The sequence below is a fragment of the Mesorhizobium sp. WSM4837 genome (assembly GCF_055811435.1).
The window spans coordinates 1-19,366 of record NZ_JBVVQE010000030.1; the positions used below are offsets into that span (position 1 = coordinate 1).

Below are 19,366 nucleotides of genomic sequence, written 5' to 3' on the forward strand. Positions count from 1 at the left end.
TTCTTTATTTACAAAACCCCCCCCCCCACCCCCCCCCCCCCCCCCCCCCCGCCCCCCCGCCCCGCCCCGCCCGCGGCCCCCCCCCCCCCCCCGGGGGGGGGGGGGGCCCCCCCCCCCCCCCCCACGGAGAGGGGCCTTGACGCTCTCCAATCGTTCAAAGAAGCTTCATTTTATCGACGCGGCTCTGCGAAGAGCCCCTCTCCGGCCGCGGAGCCTGTCCTCGGGCTTGCCAAAGGCAAGACCCGGGGGCGGTCAGTTCTCCCCCGCTTCGCGAGGGCGAGGAAACGCTGCCCTGCCAACGGAGCTTCCCATGCGCATTGCCGTTCTCGCCGATATCCACGGCAACATCCTCGCCCTGGACGCCGTGCTCGACGATCTGCGGCAGCGCGGTGGTGCCGATCTTACAGTCAATCTCGGCGATTGCGTCTCCGGCCCGCTCTGGCCGCGCGAAACCATGGAGCGGCTTGAAGCGCTCGCCCTGCCGACAGTGCGCGGCAACCACGACCGCCGCGTCGCCCGCGATACCGCGGATGAAGCCATGTGGCCGTCCGACCGCTATGCGCAGGAACGGCTGACATCGGTCCAGCGCGAGGCACTGTTGGCCTTGCCGCTCACGCTGGAGGTCGCCCCAACAGTGACCGCCTTTCATGCCAGACCCGACCATGACGAAAAATACCTGACCGATACGATGGCCGACGGCCGGCTGGTCCGCGCGCCGCTAGTCGCCATCAAGCGGCGGCTGGCCGCGCTCGATCCGGCTTGCCGCATCGTGCTGTGTGGCCACAGCCACCGCAGCGAACTGATCCGTATCCCCGACGGCCCGGTGGTCTTCAATCCGGGCAGCATCGGCTGCCCCGCTTATGGCGACGACACGCCACCGGCGCATGTCTCCGAGCAAGGCTCTCCGCATGCACGCTACGGCATCGTCGAATTGGGTGGGCCGAGCCGCTCCGACCGCTTCGAAGCCATCGCCGTCGACTATGACCATGAGGCGGCAGCGCGGCAGGCCGAACAGGCGGGACGGCCGGAATGGGCCTACGCGCTGCGCACCGGATTTATGTCCGGCTGAACGCGCAACGCGTTCATGTCCGGCTGAACGCGGGACGCGTTCATGCCGCTAGGCTGAACGCAACGCGTTCATGCCGCACGCTGAGCTTGCTCATGCCGCGGACCGAACACCATTCCCCAGCCGCATTTTCCGGCTTACATAGCGCCATGTCGTCGCTTATAGAATCGTCCTGGAATGCGGTGGTGATTCCGTGCCTGGCCGCGCCTACGGAAATGCTTCTATCGCCCACGGCCAAAATGATGAGGCGCACAGTTACGCTCCGGACGACGCTGCTGATTGCCGCCCCTCTCCTGCTGACGGCGCTGCTGCCGGCCAGGGCCGAGGAAGCGCCGTTCGTCTCCATCGTGACCGACCTCGCTCCGGGCGATCTCCTGAACGTCCGCGCCACGGCATCGGCGATGGGCAAGATCAAGGCTCGGCTGCCGAATGGCACGAGCGTCAACAATCTCGGCTGCAACGACGTCAATGGCCACCGCTGGTGCAAGGTTGCAGAAATCGACAACCCGCAACTGGCGGGATGGGCTCCCGCGCGCTACCTGAACCCCGAGAATCCGGCGGCCGTTACGGATGCGGACATCGAAGCGACCGGCGAAAGCACGGCCGCGGCAGCCGGCGACTCGAACCCGGCAACTGCAGATCAGCCACCGCCGGACCTGACGGCGCGCCTGGATGCGACCGGTCACGAACCCACGATGACTGCCGTTGAGGCAATCGGCAGGGTGGCTATCGAGGATGCTTACCGCCTGGCGCTTTTTGCCAGCGAAAATCCTTCGGCCGGCGAGACGCAGGCGCCCGCGGCAGCGGACAAGCCCATCCGCAATCGCGCCGCCAATGCGGCGCCTCCGGCCAACGCGCAAACCGTTGCGCGGCTGCAGCCGCCAGGCAGGCCCGCGCCGGCGCTGGGTGCCCGCAACGAAATTCCTTGCGCGCGCCATGTCGGCCAGCCGATGACCAGCTGCAAGGCAGGCGTTGTCCACACGGGCGACAAAGCCGAGGTCACCGTGACCTGGCCCGATGGCGGCACCCGCGTCATCAGATTCCAGGCCGGTCGGCCCGCCGGCTCGAATGCATCAGGTGAATTCCGCTACACCCGCGAGGGCAGCCTGAACATCATCCGTGTCGGCGTTGCCGAGCGCTTCGAGATCACGGATCAGTTGGCGCTGGGGGATTGGTGGCTAAGGGGAATAAGGCAGTAGGGCAGTAGGGCAATATGTTTAAAGGGCGCTCGAGCCTCTGCCCTACTGCCCTACTGCCCTACTGCCCTACTGCCCTACTGCCCTACTGCCCTACTGCCCTACTGCCCTACTGCCCTACTCTCCGCATTTTAGGGGGTTACATCCGGCAAAACTCTTCCCTATAAGGCCCTCCTAGCCTGATACCAGAATCGCGAGCACAACCGGCCGGGTCTTCCCGTCCGGTTTTTCGTGCAAGCCGCCTGCCGAACGGACCCTCGATATGCCAAGACGCACCGACATCAAGTCGATCCTGATCATCGGGGCCGGCCCCATTGTCATCGGTCAGGCCTGCGAATTCGACTATTCCGGCACCCAGGCCTGCAAGGCGCTCAAGGAAGAGGGTTTTCGCGTCATCCTGGTCAATTCCAACCCGGCCACCATCATGACCGACCCGGAACTGGCCGACGCCACCTATATCGAGCCGATCACGCCGGAAGTGGTGGCCAAGATCATCGCCAAGGAGCGGCCGGACGCGCTGCTGCCGACCATGGGCGGCCAGACCGCGCTCAACACCGCCCTGTCGCTGCGCCGCATGGGCGTGCTCGAGCGCTACAATGTCGAGATGATCGGTGCCGACGCCACGGCAATAGACAAGGCCGAGGACCGGGCGCTGTTTCGCGAGGCGATGAAGAAGATCGGCCTGGAAACGCCGAAATCGATGCTGGCCAACGCCACCGACGTCAAGAATGCCGACCGCAAGACGCACGAGGCTGAACGCGCCGCGCTGAAGGCCGAGAAGCCCGAAAACCTCGACGCCGCGCTCGACGCGCTCGAAACGCGCTGGAACCTCGGCGAGGGCGACCGCAAGCAGCGCTACATCAGCCATGGCATGGCGATCGCCGCACAGGCGCTCGACCATGTCGGCCTGCCCGCCATCATCCGCCCGTCCTTCACCATGGGCGGCACCGGCGGCGGCATCGCCTACAACCGCGCCGAATTCTACGAGATCGTCCAGTCCGGCCTCGACGCCTCGCCGACCACCGAAGTGCTGATCGAGGAAAGCGTGCTCGGCTGGAAGGAGTACGAGATGGAGGTTGTCCGCGACAAGGCCGACAACTGCATCATCGTCTGCTCGATCGAGAACATCGACCCGATGGGCGTGCACACCGGCGACTCGATCACCGTCGCCCCTGCCCTGACCTTGACCGACAAGGAGTACCAGATGATGCGCAACGCCTCGATCGCGGTGCTGCGCGAGATCGGCGTCGAGACCGGCGGTTCCAACGTGCAGTTCGCCGTCAACCCGGCCGACGGCCGCCTGGTGGTGATCGAGATGAACCCGCGCGTCTCGCGCTCGTCGGCTCTCGCCTCCAAGGCGACCGGCTTTCCGATCGCCAAGATCGCGGCAAAGCTCGCCGTCGGCTACACGCTGGACGAGCTGGAGAACGACATCACCGGCGGCGCAACGCCCGCCTCGTTCGAGCCGTCGATCGATTACGTCGTCACAAAAATCCCGCGCTTTGCCTTCGAGAAATTCCCCGGCGCCGAGCCGGTGCTGACCACCGCGATGAAGTCGGTCGGCGAGGTCATGGCCATCGGCCGCACTTTTCAGGAATCGCTGCAGAAGGCGCTGCGCGGACTGGAAACCGGCCTCACCGGCCTCGACGAGATCGAGATCCCCGGCATCGCGCACGGCGCAGCCAGCCACGCCGACGACCGCAACGCCATTCGCGCTGCCCTCGGCACGCCGACGCCCGACCGGCTGCGCATGGTGGCGCAAGCGATCCGCATGGGCACCTCGCTGGAAGACGTGCACGCCATGTGCAAGATCGACCCGTGGTTCCTCGAACAGATCGCCGGCATCCTCAACATGGAAGCCCGCATTCGCGAGCACGGCATTCCCGAAGACGCCGCCAATCTGCGCATGCTGAAGGCGATGGGTTTCTCCGATGCCCGCCTCGCGTCCCTGGTCAGGAAAGACGTCGAAGAGGTTCAAAAGATACGCGAAAAGCTCGACGTTCATCCGGTTTACAAGCGCATCGATACTTGCGCCGCCGAGTTCGCCTCGCCGACCGCCTACATGTACTCGACCTATGAGGTTCCCTTCGCCGGCGCGCTCGCCAACGAGGCGCAGGTCTCGTCGCGGAAAAAAGTCGTCATCCTCGGCGGCGGCCCGAACCGCATCGGCCAGGGCATCGAGTTCGACTATTGCTGCTGCCACGCCGCCTTTGCGCTGCGCGACGCCGGCTTCGAGGCGATCATGGTCAACTGCAACCCGGAGACCGTGTCGACCGACTACGACACCTCGGACCGGCTATATTTCGAGCCGCTGACGCCGGAGGACGTTTTGGAGATCCTGCGCGCCGAGCAGGCGTCGGGCGAACTGGTCGGCGTCATCGTCCAATTCGGTGGCCAGACGCCGCTGAAGCTGGCGGATGCGCTGGAGAAGGCCGGCATCCCGATCCTCGGCACTTCGCCCGACATGATCGATCTCGCCGAAGACCGCGACCGCTTCCAGAAGCTGTTGCACAAGCTCGGCCTCAGCCAGCCGAAGAACGGCATCGCCTATTCGGTCGAGCAGGCCCGCCTCGTCGCCGGCGAGCTCGGCTTCCCGCTGGTGGTGCGCCCGTCCTATGTGCTCGGCGGCCGCGCCATGCAGATCATCCACGACGAGAGCATGCTGCAATCCTACCTGCTCGACACCGTGCCCGGCCTGGTGCCGGAGGACATCAAGCAGAAATACCCCAACGACAAGACAGGCCAGATCAACACGCTCTTGGGCAAGAACCCGCTGCTGTTCGACACCTATCTCAGTGGCGCCATCGAGGTCGATGTCGACTGCCTGTGCGACGGCAAGTCGACCTTCGTCTCCGGCATCCTAGAGCACATCGAGGAGGCCGGTATCCATTCGGGCGACAGCGCCTGCTCGCTGCCGGTGCACTCGCTGCCGTCGGAGCTCGTCGACGAATTGGAGCGCCAGACAGCCGCACTTGCCCGCGCGCTCAATGTCGGCGGCCTGATGAACGTGCAGTACGCGATCAAGGACGGCACCGTTTACGTGCTCGAGGTCAACCCGCGCGCGTCGCGCACCGTGCCCTTCGTCGCCAAGACCATCGGCCGCCCCATCGCGAAAATTGCCGCCCGCATCATGGCCGGCGAGAGCCTGGAAGACGCCTTCGCCCATTACGGCGCCATGCCCGACCCCAGAAATCCCGGCCATATCGCGGTCAAGGAAGCGGTGTTCCCCTTTGCCCGTTTCCCCGGCGTCGACATCCTGCTCGGCCCGGAAATGCGGTCGACCGGCGAGGTCATGGGCCTCGACCGCGACTTCGCGCTGGCCTTCGCCAAGAGCCAGCTGGGAGCGGGTGTTGATCTCCCCCGCGCCGGCACGCTGTTCGTCTCGGTGCGCGACGAGGACAAGAAGGGCATCCTGCCGGCGGTCAAGCGCCTCGCCGGCCAGGGTTTTAAGGTAATGGCCACCTCGGGCACCGCCCGCTTCCTCGCCGAGAACGGCGTCGCTGCCGAGAAAATAAACAAGGTGCTGGAAGGCCGCCCGCACATCGAGGACGCCATCCGCAACCGCCAGGTGCAGATCGTCTTCAACACCACGGACGGCCAGAAGGCGGTGTCGGATTCAAAATCGCTGCGCCGCGCCACGCTGATGCAGAAGGTGCCGTATTACACGACGCTCTCGGGGGCTGCGGCAGTGGCGGAGGCGATCGCAGCGCTAAGGGCGGGGAGCTTGGAAGTGCGGCCGCTGCAGGAGTATTTTGCCTAGGTGATTAGCCAATCTCCCTCCTTGTGGGGGAGATGGCCATAGGGCGGCCCGCCCTCAAACGATTGCGTTGCCTGGATGATATTTAGCCGAAAGGATTCATAGCGGCATTAATGAATTTTGCGATCTTGGTCTTCCCATGAAATCTATTGACGTCGTATTTCCAAATAGACCACGGCACTAAAACGTCCTGTTCGCCGAGAACATGGGGAAGACCAGTATCAGTACCAAAATTGAATGTAATCCCCCTATCGTCAATATTGAAATTCTTGAGCATTGAGAGGGCCGTCCTGTACTCACTGTCAACAAACTGCGAAAGACTAAAGTCAAACTCGTCGGAATCATCTCCGATAGATTTTGAGTTTAACAGAAATATATCATCACATCTCTTTAAGATTTTCACTGCTTCGGCTTCAGAAACTTCGAACAGGTCTTCGAATTGTACGAGCCCACAATCCTCCCCACCGAAATTGAACGTCGTCAGTGAATGGTTAGGATGCGCAGCCCCGGACCAATAGTCACCATATGATTTTTGGAGGGATATTATTCCATTTCTACTAAAATGCTCACGCACATAAATGCTCAACTCCGACTTGCCAGAGCGCCCCTCCCAACCAGTCATCCCCCTCAAAAAATCGTAATAATCGCCAAAATGTTAGAGTTTACAAATCGAAAGTAGTTTGAAGAGTCTCTATATTGGACAAATTCGATATCGATATTATATCGTTTCTTTTTCTCAGATATCTTCTCAATAATTGTCGGATTATCTCCATCCAGTTTTCCAAGATATGCGTGAATATTATCTATTATATAATCTTCACCGAGTCTCTTGGCCACAGATTTCGCAGAATTAAGTAACGTTTTTGCCCACCCACCTGAGCCATAGTCAAAATATTGAAGATGAGACAAGTCGCTTGGCAGTGACGGTTTTCCAACACGAATAGGCACTAGATAAGTTTGCCCAGGAGGCCTTCTGGTCGATTCATCAAGAATTATTCTTATCTCTCTTTGCAATTCTCCAGTCTTACTAGAAGTTTCTTTAGACACAAGAGTATGGTTAAATCAGATTTTTCAATGCCTTCTTTTAATATTTTCTTCCAGTCGTCTCCGGGTGAAAGTGACACCTTATCAAAAAAACGTCAACTCCAACCTCTGACAAATGAAGAAAATCTCTTTCGCATTCTTCTCGCGTTCTCGTGCGTAACTAATAAAGGCTTTCACCGATTTTCTCGCTCTTCCGGGTTTCCGAAATTCCGGTTTAATCTTGCCTATTGTACCGCGGTGTCAATTAGAAGGATATGATTCAGGTTAGATATTTTAATCAAACCACAGTTCTCTGAGATAGCTGTTCGAGCCAATCCGACGGCATAGGGGACGAAACCCACCAAGTTCCAGATGATCCGGCGGGCGCCGATGGTCCGCTGGTCTTGAGGGTGGGAAAGTATCTTCATTACCTTAGCCCAGCCGTTCGCGAGGCCAATTGATGGAAAAGCCAAAAGGGATATTCCATTCCCGATACCGTTTCACGCCCCCGCGAACACTCGATCTCGATGTCAAACTCCATCGCCATGAGGCCACCGGCACGAAGCTGTGCGTCGGCAGGTCAACGCTTAAGTGCTTCGCATCTACCCACTTGATGGCATTGTGTAAGCCGGAATTGACGGCGTAGATGCGCACCATCTCGCGCTTCCGGAACGCCAGTGCCCCATCTCGCCTCAGTTCAGAAACCCGATAAACCGTCCGGCGAAAAGCACGGACGTCCACAGCACCAGCGAAAGCACAGCCAGGATGGTGACGGTCCCGCCGGCCGGCTCGTCGCCGCCTTTTGCGTGGCGCATGAAAATGAGAAAATTGGTGCCGGCGAGGAGTATGAGCGTCATCTTGGTGAGGAAAATCGGCATCGCCGCATATTCCCTCGCCCTGATTGAAAAGAGCAGCGACCCGGTGACAAGCGCGCCGGCGAACGCGGTAGATGCGGTGCGGCGCAGCAGCGCGATGAACGCCGCGTACGGCAGCGAGCGGAAGGCGCCCAAGATCCGGAGGTCGATGAGCCAGACGCTGGTCAGCAGCGCGCCGATCGACATGATGTGCAGCGCATTGACTATGGGGTAGGCGACGAAGGAGGCCTTCAGCCCCCTTACGATGGCGAGTTGCTCGATGCCGGCGAGGTACCAGTCCATTCACGCCGGCGGGACGCGGTCGGGATAGACGTCATAAGCCTTGCCGTTGACGATGACGCGGGCTGCTTTCATCCACTTCTCGGTCTCGTCGCGCGAGCGGTGGCCGATAGCGGTCACCTCGTCGCCGACTTTGGCGACCTCCTCGGTGAAGCCGGCGGCCATCGTGCGGGACGGCGGCGCCAAATCCACCCGCCAAGCCTCTCCGTCGGCGTCGACATCCAGCGTGGCGTGCGGATTGCCGATATAGATGGCTGTGATCTTGCCCCGGAGCTCAAAAAACCCATCCTGGGTCCACGACCAGCCGTGATGGGCGTAAGCTGCGGTGCCAGCGGCAAGGATCACTGCCGCTGCCAACGTGACGCTCCGAATCCCGTTGAAAGGTGACTGCATCGCTCGCCTCCTCGGCTCATCCCGCCAATCGAGAGTAGGTCACGGCGCGGCAACGTCAAATCACATCGGTGCGAAGGCTCTGGGCGAAGCTATCGGGTGTCGATATCGGCGCCGCCCCTCATCTGCCTGCCGGCATCTTCTCCCCGGCAAGAACGGGGAGAAGGGACCTAGCCACAACGCTGGCACCCCCTCTCCCATCCTTCACGGGGAGAGGGTGAGGGTGAGGGGCAGCGCCAACCAGAAGCGATTGCCCTGCGGAATGAACGGTCCGGTCTTGCTTATGACATCCATGCACGCCATGTTCGGGCCCTACCGCCGCTCTTCTTCTCCATCGGATGAAGGTCGGAGACTCACACCTGAACGAGGCAAATTATGAGCAGTATGAGAGACCGTCAGGAAGGCTTCGAAAAGAAGTTTGCGATGGACGAGGACACGAAGTTCAGGGCCATGGCGCGCCGCAACAAGCTGCTCGGCCTATGGGCCGCCGAAAAGCTCGGCAAGTCAGGTGAGGACGCCGACGCCTATGCGAAAGAGGTGGTGCGCGCAGACTTCGAAGAGGCCGGGGACGACGACGTGTTGCGCAAAATACGCGCCGATTTCGACGCGGCGGGCATCGCCCAGTCGGATGTTCAGATTCGCGGCGTCATGAACGACCTGCTGGCGACGGCGGTCGAGCAGATCAAAAACACCTGAGAGAGCGCCGACTTAAAGCGCGACGCGACGCGCTTTAAGCTCTCTTTTATGCGTTTCCCAAAACCGCTGCGCATCTCGGGTCAGGCCCAGAGTCAGGCCCGAGGGCATGCGTTTGGGTGACATGCCTTAGCTGTGAGCGGCCACCAGATCCTTAAGGCGCTCTTCGTGCGCCCGCAGCGTCGGTAGCGTCTTCTTGGCGAATTCCTTCAGCGCCGGATCTTCACCCGACTGCGCATAGGTTGAAAACAGCGCCAGCGCCTGCTTGTGCGCCTCGCTCTGCAGGAGGATGTATTTCGCCTGGAATTCATCGCCATCGAGGTTCTTGAGCTGGTCCAGCATCGCCTGGTGTTTCGGCAGCAAAGCCGGGCCGCTCGCTGTCACCGAGGCCGTGATCTGGCTCTGTTCGAGAGCTGCCTTGAAATCCTCGCCAGCCTTGGTGTGATCCCTGACCATCAGCGAGGCGAAATCCTTCACATCGGCGGCGACATTCTTTTGTTCGGCCAGCTTGCTGCTTTCAATCTCGAACCGGTTGGCGCTGGGGACGGTTCTGGAGAAGGTCTCGGTGTCGATCTTGGTTTGGCCGACAGCAGGTATATCGGCCGGCGTGGCGGATTGGGCGAAGGCCGCCGGCGCGCCGGCAAGCAAGGCGACCATGGCAAGCGTGAGATTTGTTTTCACAGGAAATCTCCGGGTTTGTGATCCTCGGAGAGTCCAACGCGACACCAGCGGCGAAGTTGCGCTCTTCCTTCTCCCCTTGTGGGAGAAGGTGGCCGAGCGAAGCTCGGTCGGATGAGGGGTGTTCCAGCTTGGCGGTGCGCTAGGTCGAGCCGCCCATCAGCGCAGAGACCGTGCACATTTGCCAACGCCTCATTTCTTCCAGCACCCCTCATCCGTCTCGGCGCTATGCGCCGATCCACCTTCTCCCACAAGGGGAGAAGGGACGGCCCACTCAGTGGCAGCAGGCGCCGGCATATTGCAGCTGTTCATTCCAGTCCGGCCGGCCCTCCGGTGTGAAATCCATCAGGTTCCACAAGGGCTCGCAAGTGCCGATGGCACGCGGGTCCTGACCGGGTTCGGACGGCGCGAAGCCAAGCTCCGAGCTCCAGAAATGCCGGATGCCATCGGCGTCGCGATGGAACACCGACAGCATCGGAAGTTGCGCGCCGTCGTCGGCCTCGGCGTGATAGTCGCGCTTGAAGCTGTTGCCGGGCGAGGAGAGCAGCCGCATGTTCGTCCAGCCGCGATCGCGGCCAAGCGTGATCAGGTTTTCAAGCGCGGTCTTGCCCACAACCGCGAAATTGAAGCCGGCGGCCTCGAGATGGCCGATGGCGCCGTCGAACTGGTCGAGCAGCGCCGTGCAGGACGGGCATGGCTGGTCGGCCCGCGCGAGCTTGGCCGTGCCGCCGCTTGTCGCCACGTCGCGCGTCTCCTGCGGATGGCGCGGAAACATCATCGAGTAGACGATCAGCGTGTCCTTACCAGGCGAAAACAGCTCCGACAGTTTTATGCGGGCCGGCTTGCCGTCGGCGCCAAGTCCGTCGAACACATAATCCTGTGGCACCAGCCCACCCGGCGGCAGTGCACGGCGGGCGACGGCCACATCCTCCATGGCGCGGCGCAGCTCGATTTCCTTTTGCAGCAGCGTTTCGCGGGCGGCGCGGTATTCAGCGGATTCGTTGGGAAAGGTGATCATCGTCATCTCCATCTGCCGTGCTTTTGGCGGCGCACGCCTTAAGCGGCAGCGCACCTTGCCTCCCAAGGACGCATCGCGAAGCAGGGTTCCGACATTTTGCACGCCCAACCCGGCGATAAGGCCTTAACGGCTCCGCCTTCGCCAGCGACAGAGGCTACTGCGGCGGCACCGGGCAGTTCGTGTCGCCCTCCTGGCAGTTGAGATAGCCCTGAAAATCCTTCAGCCTGATGTTGGTGAGGCTCTCCTTGCAGCCGGCGATAACCATCGGATAAATGCTGCCTGCCATATCGGGCGGGCCGCCCTGGAAAGCGCATTCGGCATCGCGAAAGGCGACCCAGGCGCGCTGCGCGCCGACCAGCAGCTTCTTCGTCGCAGCGTCGTCCTTCAGCCGACCCTCGATCTGCCTGTAGGCGTGGTTGAGCTTCTTGTCGGCTTCAGTGAACGACTTGCCGGCGCATTCGTTCATGGCCGCCTGGTCCTGTGCGTTGGCGCATTCGTCGGCACGCGCGACGCTCGCAAGAAGCGGAAGAGCGAGGATCACCAGACCGGTTTTGGCCAGACCGGTTTTGGAAAGTAAAAGCCGCATCGTGTTTTCTCCGGTTTCGGTCGAGACCCCGCCCCGCGGCACGGAAGCCGCAGGATCGCAGCTTAACTTCCGAACGGTTGCCGGCAAGATGCCGCCTGCCGCCTTGGTGGACACTTCGTTTCCGCACGATGCTCGCTGATCGGCTTCGCCAACCGCTCCTCACCCCGCCCAGTCGACTTCGAACATCCCCAGCCGCTCGTAGAGCCTGACCGCGGCAGCATTCTCAACCGTGTTGGTTTTGAGATCGACATGCGCAGCGCCGCGTGCGTGAAAGGCGGTGAAGACGTGCCACATCAGCGCTTCGGCGATGCCTCGGCCACGCGCCTCGGGGTGGACGGCAAGGTCTTTGACGAACGCCCTCGTCCAGCACAATGCCGCGCCTGCCAGCCGACCCTTGCTGTCGATGACCAGGAAACACAAGGCAGGGTCGAATTCCGCGTCGCTTGAAATACGCGGCCACCATTCGTCGAACGGCCCGTCGGCGCCATCGTCGAAGACGGTGGTCAGCAGCGTATGCAAAGCCAGCGCGTCGGCGGCCTCAAAACCGCGCATGACGAAACCTTCCGGCCAGCGCGGCGGGGCGAGCGTGTCGTCGAGGATCTTGCGCAGCCTTATGTCGTTCGGCGCCGGCGGACGCGGCTCAGGCATGGCGTTCAGGCGTCGGGCTGCAGGCGACGCCGACTGCGGTCGCGGCCCAGGCCGGTTTGTTCCAGCATGCCCTTGCGCTTGGCGTCGTAATAATAGCCGCTCTGGTAGAGCCGATCGGCGCGCTTGGCGTTGCCGCCGGCCACCAGCCAGGCGCCACGCAGATATTTCACCGCATATTTCAGATTGGTCTCGGCGTCGAACAACCCGCTCGCCGGCCCGTCATAGCCCATACCGCGCGCCGTCGCATGCTTGATTTGCATCAGCCCCCAATGGCCGCGATTGTAGGCCTTGGGATTGAAGGTGCTCTCGCGCTTGACGACGCGGCGCACCAGATCGGCCGGAACCTGATAGAGGACGGCATATTTCTCGATCAGCCGCTCGATCTCGCCGCGCGGTCCCGCGGAATACTGTTTGGCAGGGCTGGTCGAAAGCAGGGCGGACGGATTCTCAGGCAGGGTGTAGGCGACCTGCTGGACGCCTGGCATCGTCTTGCCTGTCTCGCCGGTGACCGGCATCGCAACGGCGGCGGTCGCATAGACAGGCGCTGTGCCGGCTGGCGCGGCATCGGCCGTCATGACTGAAGGTGCAGTTGCGGCCAACGGGGTCGGGCCGGCAAAGGCCGCTGGCTGGGCGGGGGTCGCGGCGGGGTCGACGGCCAGCGCCGCGGTCTGGACAGGCGTGACGCCGGACGATTCCGGCAGCACCGAAACCGTGTCGGGCAGCGCCAGCGCATAGCCGGCTTCGCTACCAGCTGCGGCGGTTTCAGTCAGGGAAGGCACGGCCTTGGTCTGCGCGGTCGAAGTGCAGCCGCTAAGACCGGCCGCAGCGAGCATCACGCCGATCGCGGGAAAGATGATTTTTGCTGGCAAGCCGCGCTCGGGTCCGGTTCGTCTGTTAAGAAGTCCTTACACCAGCGGCTTTCCCCCGGCAATCCGCAGCCAGTTGGGATTTCCAATGGTTTTCGGGTGGCAACAGACCCCTTGGAATGCGATACCTCGTTCTCGATATGTACTGGATTGCCGTTCGTTCGTTCGGAAAGGAGCACATCATGGAAGACACCTCTCAAGCCTTCGCCAACCACGCCGTCTTCGAAACCATGATCGGCTTCATCGGCATCGCCTGGAGCGAGGCCGGGCTGACGAGGCTTTGCCTGCCCCAGCGCAGCCGCGACGCGGTGGAACGGCGGTTGCTGCGCCATGCCGGCAACGCCGCTTCGAGCGCCCGACCGCAATGGGTTGCCGAACTGATCGCGTCGATAAAGGCCTATGCCGCCGGCGAAGATGTGGATTTCTCCGGTGTGCCGGTCGATCTCACCGGTGTCGACGATTTCCGCCTCGCCATCTACGACGCGGCGCGCAAGCTCGCCTATGGCGAGACCACCACCTATGGCGAACTGGCCAGGCGCGCCGGCCATGCCGGGCTGGCGCGAGAGACGGGCGCCGCGCTCGGCGCCAACCCGGTGCCGCTGGTCATCCCTTGCCACCGCATTCTTGCCGCCGGCGGCAAGATCGGCGGTTTTTCAGCGCCGGGCGGCTCGACCACCAAGGAGAAGATGCTGGCGATGGAAGGCGTGCGCGTCGGTCCGCCGCCGCCGGCGCAGGTCTCTTTTGGATTTTGAGGCCGGCATTGCTAGTCCGGAAAGATGCGCCGGCGGAAATGCCGGTCTGTTTCCACGCGCTTGCACTTGTAGACGATGCAGGAGTTGGTATCGGCGCTCGGCACCGAAGCGCGTGCCCTGACCTCGCCCATGTTGCAGAAACTCTGGCTCCGCACATAACGGTCGTAGAGCGGCAGCCCCGGCGTGCGCGTCGACTGATAACGCAGGATGACGGCGCCTTCCCGTGCGATTGTCGCGCGCACCGTGCCGCAGGTCATGCGGCCCGGGTCATAGCGCGAGATCGCCTGCGCCTGGGCGGCGACCAGCGTCAGGCAGGCGGCAAACAGGACAGTTTTCATGGTCCTCTCCCCAAACAGAACCGGACGCCCGGAGGCGGCACGATCCTTCCCCGCAGCGTGCGCGATAGGCCATTGGACCCGGCGCAACGCCCGACGTTCAACGCTTTCACGCGATTGGGGCGGCCATTGGGCAGCGCCGCATCAGCGCCTTTTTTCGTGCAGTCTTGTTTTTTGCGGAGAAGCGGACTATATGAGGTCCATTGATATTTCGGCCGATCGATCCGGGCCTCGCGATATTCGCGTTTGCTGACGTCTATCTCCAAAATCTCGATACAAACCGGCTGGACTTCGGTTCAGTCAAGCTAAAGCAAACGTATAAGGACTATCGAAATGGCAACAGGTACGGTCAAGTGGTTTAATTCCACCAAGGGTTTCGGCTTCATCCAGCCTGACAGCGGCGGCGCGGACGTTTTCGTCCACATCTCCGCCGTCGAGCGCGCTGGGCTGTCGACCCTGGTCGAAGGCCAGAAGATCAACTTCGAGATCGAGCAGGACCGCCGCACTGGCAAGTCGTCCGCTGGATCTCTGAGCAAGGCAGCCTGATTTTGCGAATGGCGCGCGCCGGGCGATAGCTCGGGGCGCGCGGCAAGTCACGGATGTACTGACGGTCGCGCGAGAAGCGCGCCGGAGCGGAAAGAACCCGACAAGCCGAAGCAGCAGATTGCTGCCGGCCCGGCCAAAGCGCTCCCGATCAGGCTACCATGCATGGGAAGGCGGGATTTTGTCCCGCCTTTTTGCTGTCCGGATTTCCGGATGAAACAGCTACCTTGGCCTTATTGTGCCAATCATGGTATTTTTAGCCGATGAGCAAGCTTGAACAGATTGAGAAATCCGTCGCCGAACTGAGCCCTGAGGAACTGAAGGCATTTGCCGCCTGGTTCGAGGCACTGAAAGCGGAGATGTGGGATCGGCAGATCGAAGCCGACGCCAAGGCTGGCAGGCTGGATAAACTTGCCGAGCAGGCCTTGGCCGACCATCGCGCCGGCCGGACCCGGTCTTTGTGAATCATGTCGCCACTCCCTTATTCTGGGAGGCTTATGCAAAACTGCCCTCGTCGATCAGAGCAAAGGCGGACAAACGTTTCGCCAAGCTGCGTTCTGATCCGTTTCACCCGTCGCTGCATTTCAAACAGGTCGGACGCTATTGGTCGGCGCGGGTTGATCTCAACTACCGCGCCGTAGCTGTCCGTGACCACGATGACGTTGTCTGGTTTTGGATCGGCACCCACTCCGAATATGACCGCCTCCTGAAGTAGCCGTAAGGACAGAACTACCCCAGCCACTCCATCGGCACATGCCCAGGATCAGTCTCGACCCGTTTCAGCCAGGCCGCCACCGCCGGGTAGGCGTCGAGCTGAAAACCGCCCATCTCGGCCGTATGCGTATAGGCGTAGAGCGCGATGTCGGCGACGCTCAAGGCCTCGCCGGCAAAGAACGCACTGCCCGCCAGATGCTTGTTCATCACGCCGAGCGCCTTGTTGCCGCGCTCCAGCGTCAGCGCCAGCCGTTCCGGTGTCGCGTCCTTGGCCCGTTCGGGAAAGGCCAGCAGCGCCTTGCGCACCGCGATATAGGGTTCGTGGCTGTATTGCTCGAAGAACAGCCATTGGTAGGCCAATGCCCGCTCGTATCTGTCGGCCGGCAGCAACCGCGTGCCTTCGGCGAGATAGAGCAGAATGGCGTTGGATTCGGCAAGCCGCCGGCCGTCGTCGAGCTCGAGCAGCGGCACCATGGCGTTCGGGTTCTTGGCGACATAGTCTGGCTTGCGCGTGTCGCCGGTGTGCGAGCTGACCTCGACATTGGTGAAAGCGATGCCGAGCTTGGCCATCAACAGGCGCGGCTTGTAGCAATTGCCGCTGTCGATCATTCCATAGAGTATGGTCATTCTTGCTCCCATCGCCGCTCCCCTCGGCGGAGCCGCCTTTACCGGCAATTATCCTGGCAGCGACGGCTTCATCCAGTGATTTGTTTTGGCGCAACCATCAGCGCCGGTGATAGATCACCCAAACAACGGCACGACGTTGTTGGCCATGCCAAGCAGCCTGTCGATGGGCAGCGGCTCCTCGTCGAAGACCGTGCCGGCCAGCGCCGGCCGGGCAAGGTAAAATCCTTGCATCAGGTCAACGCCGCCGTCCAGCGCGACGCGCAGATGCGTGGCTTGCTCGATGCCTTCGACCAGCACTTTGGCGCCGCGGTCATGCAGCGCGGAGACCAGCGGCCGGAAAAACCGTTCGGCGGCGGCATGGCGGCAGAATTCCGCGAACCAGGTGCCGTCGATCTTGACGATGTCGGGCTGGACAAGAGCGACCCGTTCTTCCGTCGAATGCCCGGTGCCGAAATCGTCGATGGCGATGCGGATGCCGTCACGCCGCATCTCGCGCGCCAGGCTGACGAGCACCTTGTCTTCAGCCGCCTGCTCGGTGATCTCGCAGACCAGCATGCCGGGGTGCAGGTCGAACTCGGCGAGACGCCTGGTCATCAGCCTGATTTCTGCCAGCGCTCGCCCGGGGTCATCGTTGATCAGCGGATTGTAGTTGAAGAACAGGTCGAGCCCGCCGACCCCGATGTTGCGGAAATTCCGCAGATGCAGTACCCGGCACATCGTCTCGACGAACAGGCGATCCGCCACGGGGATGCCCTCGAAGAATACGCGCGGCGCGACCGGCCTGCCGGCGCGGTGCGGCTCGATCAGGCCTTCGACGGCGACGGCCTTCAAAAACCTGCCGCGCGGCGCAAAGATCGGCTGGTAGGCGCTCCTCAGCCGGAACGCGCCATAGACGCCATATTCGATCCCGACTTCGTCGGCAAAGATTGCCTCGCCGACATTGCGCCGCCTGTCGGGCCGCCTGGTCATGGCACCACCTTGCGCCCGAAAGCCCGTTTCGGCCGCGGCGAAGGCGAGACGGTCGCAGGCGCCGCGCCGGCGTCAGGCGCCGTCACCGGCATCTGCCTTTCCTTGCCGAAGACTTGGCTTTCGTTGCCGAAGACGTGAAAGCTGGTCGGTGCAAGCTCCGGGCGCGCCAGCGCAAATCCCTGCACCATCGAGGCTCCCGATTTCTCGGCCAGTTCAAGCTGCCAGCCCTCCTCGATGCCCTCGAACACGGTGCGGATGCCTTGCTGTTCGAAACTTGCCACCATGGCGGTCAGCAGCGCGAAGCCGGCGCCGGACTCCATCAGTTGCATGATCCAGTTGGCGTCGAATTTGACGATGTCAGGCCTGAGCTCCTTGATCCGGTTGATGTCGGACTCTTCGGCGCCGTAGTCGTCGACCGCGATGCGAAACCCGTTGGCCCTGAGCGCCTCGACGAAATTGTAGAGCGTTTCCTGCGACGCCGACTTTTGCTCGGTCACCTCGCAGACGACGCGGTTCGCATCGATCCCGGCCTCATGCAGCACCAGCCGCATGTCGCGCAGCGCACTGTCGGCGATGCTGCGATCGGTGAACACCGACGGATCGAAGTTGATGAAAATGAATGCCTCCTGCGGCAGGCAGGCGCCGGCGTTCAAAAGGTGCAGCGTCCTTGTCAGCGCCTCGATATGCAGGCGGTCGACCGTCGGACAGGCGTTGAAAAAACTCACCGGCGTCTGCGGCTCGGCGTCGCGGAACGGCCGGATCAGGCCCTCGAATCCGGTGATGGACAATTTGCCGTTGCTGAAGGCAAAAATCGGCTGGAAGGCGCTTTGCAGCGTATAATTGCCCCAGACACCGCTGGCGGTGCCGTCATCGTGGCGGACGATATGGGCAAGCCCGATGCTGCGCGACACGGTTCCTCCCGTTGCGAGACTGGTGGAATGGGTCGTGATCCAGCCAACCGGAGTTTTACCGCGTGTAAGTGAATTTATTGTTGCCGGATTTGCCGGGGATTTGAGGTCTGGCTCATCCGACAATGCTTGCGCTTGGCGGGATGATGCGACATGAGAGACGCCGCGGTCGGATGGACCGCCTGGCCCTACAGGAGACAACGCCGTCATGGCCTTTCTTGCCGACGCCCTTTCCCGCGTAAAGCCTTCCGCGACCATCGCAGTGACGCAGAAAGCGCGCGAGCTGAAAAACGCCGGCCGTGACGTGATCGGGCTGGGTGCCGGCGAACCGGACTTCGACACGCCGGACAATATCAAGAACGCTGCGATCGAGGCCATCCGCCGCGGCGAAACGAAATATCCTCCAGTTTCCGGCATCGTGCCGCTGCGCGAGGCAATCGCCCAAAAATTCAAGCGAGAGAACAATCTCGATTACCGGCCGGAGCAGACCATCGTCGGCACCGGCGGCAAGCAGATCCTGTTCAATGCCTTCATGGCGACGCTGAACCCCGGCGACGAGGTCATCATTCCGAGGCCGTACTGGGTCAGCTATCCCGAGATGGTAGCGATCTGCGGCGGCACCCCGGCATTTGCCGACACCTCCATCGACAACGGCTTCAAGCTGACGGCGGCGGCGTTGCAAAAGGCGATCACGCCGCGCACCAAATGGTTGTTGATGAACTCACCGTCGAACCCGTCGGGCGCCGCCTACAGCGAGGCTGAGTTGCGCGCTCTGGCCGACGTGCTGCTCGAACACCCCAATGTCTGGGTGCTGACCGACGACATGTACGAGCATCTGATCTACGGCGATTTCGTCTTCACGACCATCGCCGAGGTCGAGCCGAAGCTTTATGAGCGCACCCTGACCATGAACGGCGTGTCGAAGGCCTATGCGATGACTGGCTGGCGCATCGGCTATGCGGCCGGGCCGGTGGCGCTGATCAAGGCGATGGACATGATCCAGGGCCAGCAGACCTCCGGCGCCTGCACCATTGCCCAGTGGGCATCGGTCGAGGCGCTGAACGGTCCGCAGGATTTCATTGCGAAAAACAAGGCGATTTTCCAGGCTCGGCGCGATCTCGTCGTGTCGATGCTCAATCAGGCGCGCGGCATCACATGTCCGTCTCCCGAAGGGGCTTTCTACGTCTATCCGTCCTGTTCCCAGTTGATCGGCAAGAAGACCAAAGCCGGCAAGCTGATCGACAGCGACGAAGCCTTCTGCTCGGAACTGCTCGAGGCCGAGGGCGTGGCGGTCGTGTTCGGTTCGGCATTCGGCCTCGGCCCGAACTTCCGCATCTCCTATGCCACGTCGGAGGCGTTGCTCGAAGAGGCCTGCGCCCGCATCCAGCGCTTCACCGCCTCGCTGACCTGATCAAGCGCATCTCGAACACCAAAACCCGGCTC

23 protein-coding genes are annotated in these 19,366 nt (G+C 62.1%); 9 read left to right on the top strand and 14 right to left on the bottom strand.

Features of this window, described 5'->3' with window-relative positions; translation table 11 throughout:
- Window positions 1–310 precede the first annotated feature (310 nt).
- The 3 genes from AC0L3D_RS18560 to carB all read left to right on the top strand — a co-directional run bounded on the left by AC0L3D_RS18560 (window position 311) and on the right by carB (window position 6,022).
- On the top strand, window positions 311–1,069 hold the full coding sequence (locus tag AC0L3D_RS18560; RefSeq protein WP_473628443.1) for a metallophosphoesterase family protein: 759 nt from the start codon (window positions 311–313) through the stop codon (window positions 1,067–1,069).
- Between the two features lie 239 nt (window positions 1,070–1,308).
- Window positions 1,309–2,265 (top strand): SH3 domain-containing protein, encoded by a 957-nt coding sequence (locus tag AC0L3D_RS18565; RefSeq protein WP_473645382.1) that lies wholly within the window; start codon window positions 1,309–1,311, stop codon window positions 2,263–2,265.
- Between the two features lie 259 nt (window positions 2,266–2,524).
- Window positions 2,525–6,022, top strand: coding sequence for a carbamoyl-phosphate synthase large subunit (gene carB / locus AC0L3D_RS18570; protein WP_023799773.1), 3,498 nt, complete (start codon window positions 2,525–2,527; stop codon window positions 6,020–6,022).
- A gap of 82 nt (window positions 6,023–6,104) precedes the next feature.
- Here the strand turns inward: carB and AC0L3D_RS18575 are convergent, their stop codons facing one another.
- The 5 genes from AC0L3D_RS18575 to AC0L3D_RS18595 form a co-directional block, all read right to left on the bottom strand.
- Window positions 6,105–6,605: a hypothetical protein gene (locus AC0L3D_RS18575; protein WP_473645384.1), complete on the bottom strand. Its 501-nt coding sequence runs from the start codon at window positions 6,603–6,605 to the stop codon at window positions 6,105–6,107.
- A gap of 41 nt (window positions 6,606–6,646) precedes the next feature.
- A complete protein-coding gene (locus AC0L3D_RS18580; protein ID WP_473645386.1) occupies window positions 6,647–7,066 on the bottom strand; it encodes a hypothetical protein in 420 nt (139 codons plus the stop codon).
- A gap of 408 nt (window positions 7,067–7,474) precedes the next feature.
- On the bottom strand, window positions 7,475–7,699 hold the full coding sequence (locus tag AC0L3D_RS18585; protein ID WP_473645388.1) for a hypothetical protein: 225 nt from the start codon (window positions 7,697–7,699) through the stop codon (window positions 7,475–7,477).
- Between the two features lie 35 nt (window positions 7,700–7,734).
- Window positions 7,735–8,199 carry a DUF6644 family protein gene (locus AC0L3D_RS18590; RefSeq protein WP_473628448.1) on the bottom strand — a complete coding sequence of 155 codons (465 nt, stop codon included), beginning with the start codon at window positions 8,197–8,199 and terminating at the stop codon, window positions 7,735–7,737.
- Window positions 8,200–8,589, bottom strand: coding sequence for a DUF6152 family protein (locus AC0L3D_RS18595; protein ID WP_023799775.1), 390 nt, complete (start codon window positions 8,587–8,589; stop codon window positions 8,200–8,202).
- Between the two features lie 372 nt (window positions 8,590–8,961).
- Between AC0L3D_RS18595 and AC0L3D_RS18600 the strand changes: the two genes are divergently transcribed.
- Window positions 8,962–9,282: a DUF1476 domain-containing protein gene (locus AC0L3D_RS18600; RefSeq protein ID WP_128176348.1), complete on the top strand. Its 321-nt coding sequence runs from the start codon at window positions 8,962–8,964 to the stop codon at window positions 9,280–9,282.
- 126 nt (window positions 9,283–9,408) lie between these two features.
- Here AC0L3D_RS18600 and AC0L3D_RS18605 read toward each other — a convergent pair whose 3' ends face one another.
- From AC0L3D_RS18605 to AC0L3D_RS18625, 5 genes are all read right to left on the bottom strand, one after another.
- Window positions 9,409–9,960 (bottom strand): DUF4142 domain-containing protein, encoded by a 552-nt coding sequence (locus AC0L3D_RS18605; protein ID WP_473628449.1) that lies wholly within the window; start codon window positions 9,958–9,960, stop codon window positions 9,409–9,411.
- Between the two features lie 271 nt (window positions 9,961–10,231).
- Window positions 10,232–10,975, bottom strand: a complete 744-nt coding sequence (locus tag AC0L3D_RS18610; RefSeq protein WP_473628451.1) for a DUF899 family protein — start codon at window positions 10,973–10,975, stop codon at window positions 10,232–10,234.
- A gap of 154 nt (window positions 10,976–11,129) precedes the next feature.
- On the bottom strand, window positions 11,130–11,561 hold the full coding sequence (locus tag AC0L3D_RS18615) for a lysozyme inhibitor LprI family protein (RefSeq protein WP_473628452.1): 432 nt from the start codon (window positions 11,559–11,561) through the stop codon (window positions 11,130–11,132).
- Between the two features lie 159 nt (window positions 11,562–11,720).
- The gene (locus AC0L3D_RS18620; protein WP_287185738.1) at window positions 11,721–12,209 is read right to left on the bottom strand and encodes a GNAT family N-acetyltransferase; all 489 of its coding nucleotides are present in this window, start codon (window positions 12,207–12,209) and stop codon (window positions 11,721–11,723) included.
- Between the two features lie 5 nt (window positions 12,210–12,214).
- Complete coding sequence (locus AC0L3D_RS18625; RefSeq protein ID WP_473628454.1) at window positions 12,215–13,078, bottom strand: transglycosylase SLT domain-containing protein; 864 nt, start codon at window positions 13,076–13,078, stop codon at window positions 12,215–12,217.
- Between the two features lie 179 nt (window positions 13,079–13,257).
- Between AC0L3D_RS18625 and AC0L3D_RS18630 the strand changes: the two genes are divergently transcribed.
- Window positions 13,258–13,827 carry a methylated-DNA--[protein]-cysteine S-methyltransferase gene (locus AC0L3D_RS18630; RefSeq protein WP_473628455.1) on the top strand — a complete coding sequence of 190 codons (570 nt, stop codon included), beginning with the start codon at window positions 13,258–13,260 and terminating at the stop codon, window positions 13,825–13,827.
- An 11-nt stretch (window positions 13,828–13,838) separates the two neighbouring features.
- On the opposite strand, the gene AC0L3D_RS18635 is transcribed toward AC0L3D_RS18630, so the two are convergent.
- Window positions 13,839–14,165 (bottom strand): hypothetical protein, encoded by a 327-nt coding sequence (locus AC0L3D_RS18635; protein WP_473628456.1) that lies wholly within the window; start codon window positions 14,163–14,165, stop codon window positions 13,839–13,841.
- A gap of 330 nt (window positions 14,166–14,495) precedes the next feature.
- Between AC0L3D_RS18635 and AC0L3D_RS18640 the strand changes: the two genes are divergently transcribed.
- The 3 genes from AC0L3D_RS18640 to AC0L3D_RS18650 all read left to right on the top strand — a co-directional run bounded on the left by AC0L3D_RS18640 (window position 14,496) and on the right by AC0L3D_RS18650 (window position 15,420).
- The gene (locus tag AC0L3D_RS18640; protein ID WP_023678332.1) at window positions 14,496–14,708 is read left to right on the top strand and encodes a cold-shock protein; all 213 of its coding nucleotides are present in this window, start codon (window positions 14,496–14,498) and stop codon (window positions 14,706–14,708) included.
- A gap of 260 nt (window positions 14,709–14,968) precedes the next feature.
- A complete protein-coding gene (locus tag AC0L3D_RS18645; RefSeq protein ID WP_023799785.1) occupies window positions 14,969–15,169 on the top strand; it encodes a hypothetical protein in 201 nt (66 codons plus the stop codon).
- On the top strand, window positions 15,166–15,420 hold the full coding sequence (locus AC0L3D_RS18650; RefSeq protein WP_023799786.1) for a type II toxin-antitoxin system RelE family toxin: 255 nt from the start codon (window positions 15,166–15,168) through the stop codon (window positions 15,418–15,420). Before AC0L3D_RS18645 ends, AC0L3D_RS18650 begins: the two co-directional genes overlap by 4 nt.
- Before the next feature lie 14 nt (window positions 15,421–15,434).
- On the opposite strand, the gene AC0L3D_RS18655 is transcribed toward AC0L3D_RS18650, so the two are convergent.
- The 3 genes from AC0L3D_RS18655 to AC0L3D_RS18665 all read right to left on the bottom strand — a co-directional run bounded on the left by AC0L3D_RS18655 (window position 15,435) and on the right by AC0L3D_RS18665 (window position 17,926).
- Window positions 15,435–16,046, bottom strand: a complete 612-nt coding sequence (locus AC0L3D_RS18655) for a glutathione S-transferase family protein (protein WP_473628458.1) — start codon at window positions 16,044–16,046, stop codon at window positions 15,435–15,437.
- Between the two features lie 114 nt (window positions 16,047–16,160).
- A complete protein-coding gene (locus AC0L3D_RS18660; RefSeq protein ID WP_023799788.1) occupies window positions 16,161–17,015 on the bottom strand; it encodes an EAL domain-containing protein in 855 nt (284 codons plus the stop codon).
- Window positions 17,012–17,926, bottom strand: coding sequence for an EAL domain-containing protein (locus AC0L3D_RS18665; RefSeq protein ID WP_473511241.1), 915 nt, complete (start codon window positions 17,924–17,926; stop codon window positions 17,012–17,014). Before AC0L3D_RS18665 ends, AC0L3D_RS18660 begins: the two co-directional genes overlap by 4 nt.
- 205 nt (window positions 17,927–18,131) lie before the next feature.
- Here AC0L3D_RS18665 and AC0L3D_RS18670 point away from each other — a divergent pair, with 205 nt between their 5' ends.
- The gene (locus AC0L3D_RS18670; RefSeq protein ID WP_023799790.1) at window positions 18,132–19,334 is read left to right on the top strand and encodes a pyridoxal phosphate-dependent aminotransferase; all 1,203 of its coding nucleotides are present in this window, start codon (window positions 18,132–18,134) and stop codon (window positions 19,332–19,334) included.
- The last annotated feature ends 32 nt before the right edge of the window (window positions 19,335–19,366 follow it).

What these genes read in the sequence shown, in the direction of transcription:
- AC0L3D_RS18560 (WP_473628443.1), top strand. Translation starts at nt 311, where the DNA reads ATGCGCATTGCCGTTCTCGCCGATATCCACGGCAACATCCTCGCCCTG.
- AC0L3D_RS18565 (WP_473645382.1), top strand. Translation starts at nt 1,309, where the DNA reads ATGAGGCGCACAGTTACGCTCCGGACGACGCTGCTGATTGCCGCCCCT.
- carB (WP_023799773.1), top strand. Translation starts at nt 2,525, where the DNA reads ATGCCAAGACGCACCGACATCAAGTCGATCCTGATCATCGGGGCCGGC.
- AC0L3D_RS18585 (WP_473645388.1), bottom strand. Translation starts at nt 7,699, where the DNA reads ATGGTGCGCATCTACGCCGTCAATTCCGGCTTACACAATGCCATCAAG.
- AC0L3D_RS18590 (WP_473628448.1), bottom strand. Translation starts at nt 8,199, where the DNA reads ATGGACTGGTACCTCGCCGGCATCGAGCAACTCGCCATCGTAAGGGGG.
- AC0L3D_RS18595 (WP_023799775.1), bottom strand. Translation starts at nt 8,589, where the DNA reads ATGCAGTCACCTTTCAACGGGATTCGGAGCGTCACGTTGGCAGCGGCA.
- AC0L3D_RS18600 (WP_128176348.1), top strand. Translation starts at nt 8,962, where the DNA reads ATGAGCAGTATGAGAGACCGTCAGGAAGGCTTCGAAAAGAAGTTTGCG.
- AC0L3D_RS18610 (WP_473628451.1), bottom strand. Translation starts at nt 10,975, where the DNA reads ATGATCACCTTTCCCAACGAATCCGCTGAATACCGCGCCGCCCGCGAA.
- AC0L3D_RS18615 (WP_473628452.1), bottom strand. Translation starts at nt 11,561, where the DNA reads ATGCGGCTTTTACTTTCCAAAACCGGTCTGGCCAAAACCGGTCTGGTG.
- AC0L3D_RS18620 (WP_287185738.1), bottom strand. Translation starts at nt 12,209, where the DNA reads ATGCCTGAGCCGCGTCCGCCGGCGCCGAACGACATAAGGCTGCGCAAG.
- AC0L3D_RS18630 (WP_473628455.1), top strand. Translation starts at nt 13,258, where the DNA reads ATGGAAGACACCTCTCAAGCCTTCGCCAACCACGCCGTCTTCGAAACC.
- AC0L3D_RS18635 (WP_473628456.1), bottom strand. Translation starts at nt 14,165, where the DNA reads ATGAAAACTGTCCTGTTTGCCGCCTGCCTGACGCTGGTCGCCGCCCAG.
- AC0L3D_RS18640 (WP_023678332.1), top strand. Translation starts at nt 14,496, where the DNA reads ATGGCAACAGGTACGGTCAAGTGGTTTAATTCCACCAAGGGTTTCGGC.
- AC0L3D_RS18645 (WP_023799785.1), top strand. Translation starts at nt 14,969, where the DNA reads ATGAGCAAGCTTGAACAGATTGAGAAATCCGTCGCCGAACTGAGCCCT.
- AC0L3D_RS18655 (WP_473628458.1), bottom strand. Translation starts at nt 16,046, where the DNA reads ATGACCATACTCTATGGAATGATCGACAGCGGCAATTGCTACAAGCCG.
- AC0L3D_RS18660 (WP_023799788.1), bottom strand. Translation starts at nt 17,015, where the DNA reads ATGACCAGGCGGCCCGACAGGCGGCGCAATGTCGGCGAGGCAATCTTT.
- AC0L3D_RS18670 (WP_023799790.1), top strand. Translation starts at nt 18,132, where the DNA reads ATGGCCTTTCTTGCCGACGCCCTTTCCCGCGTAAAGCCTTCCGCGACC.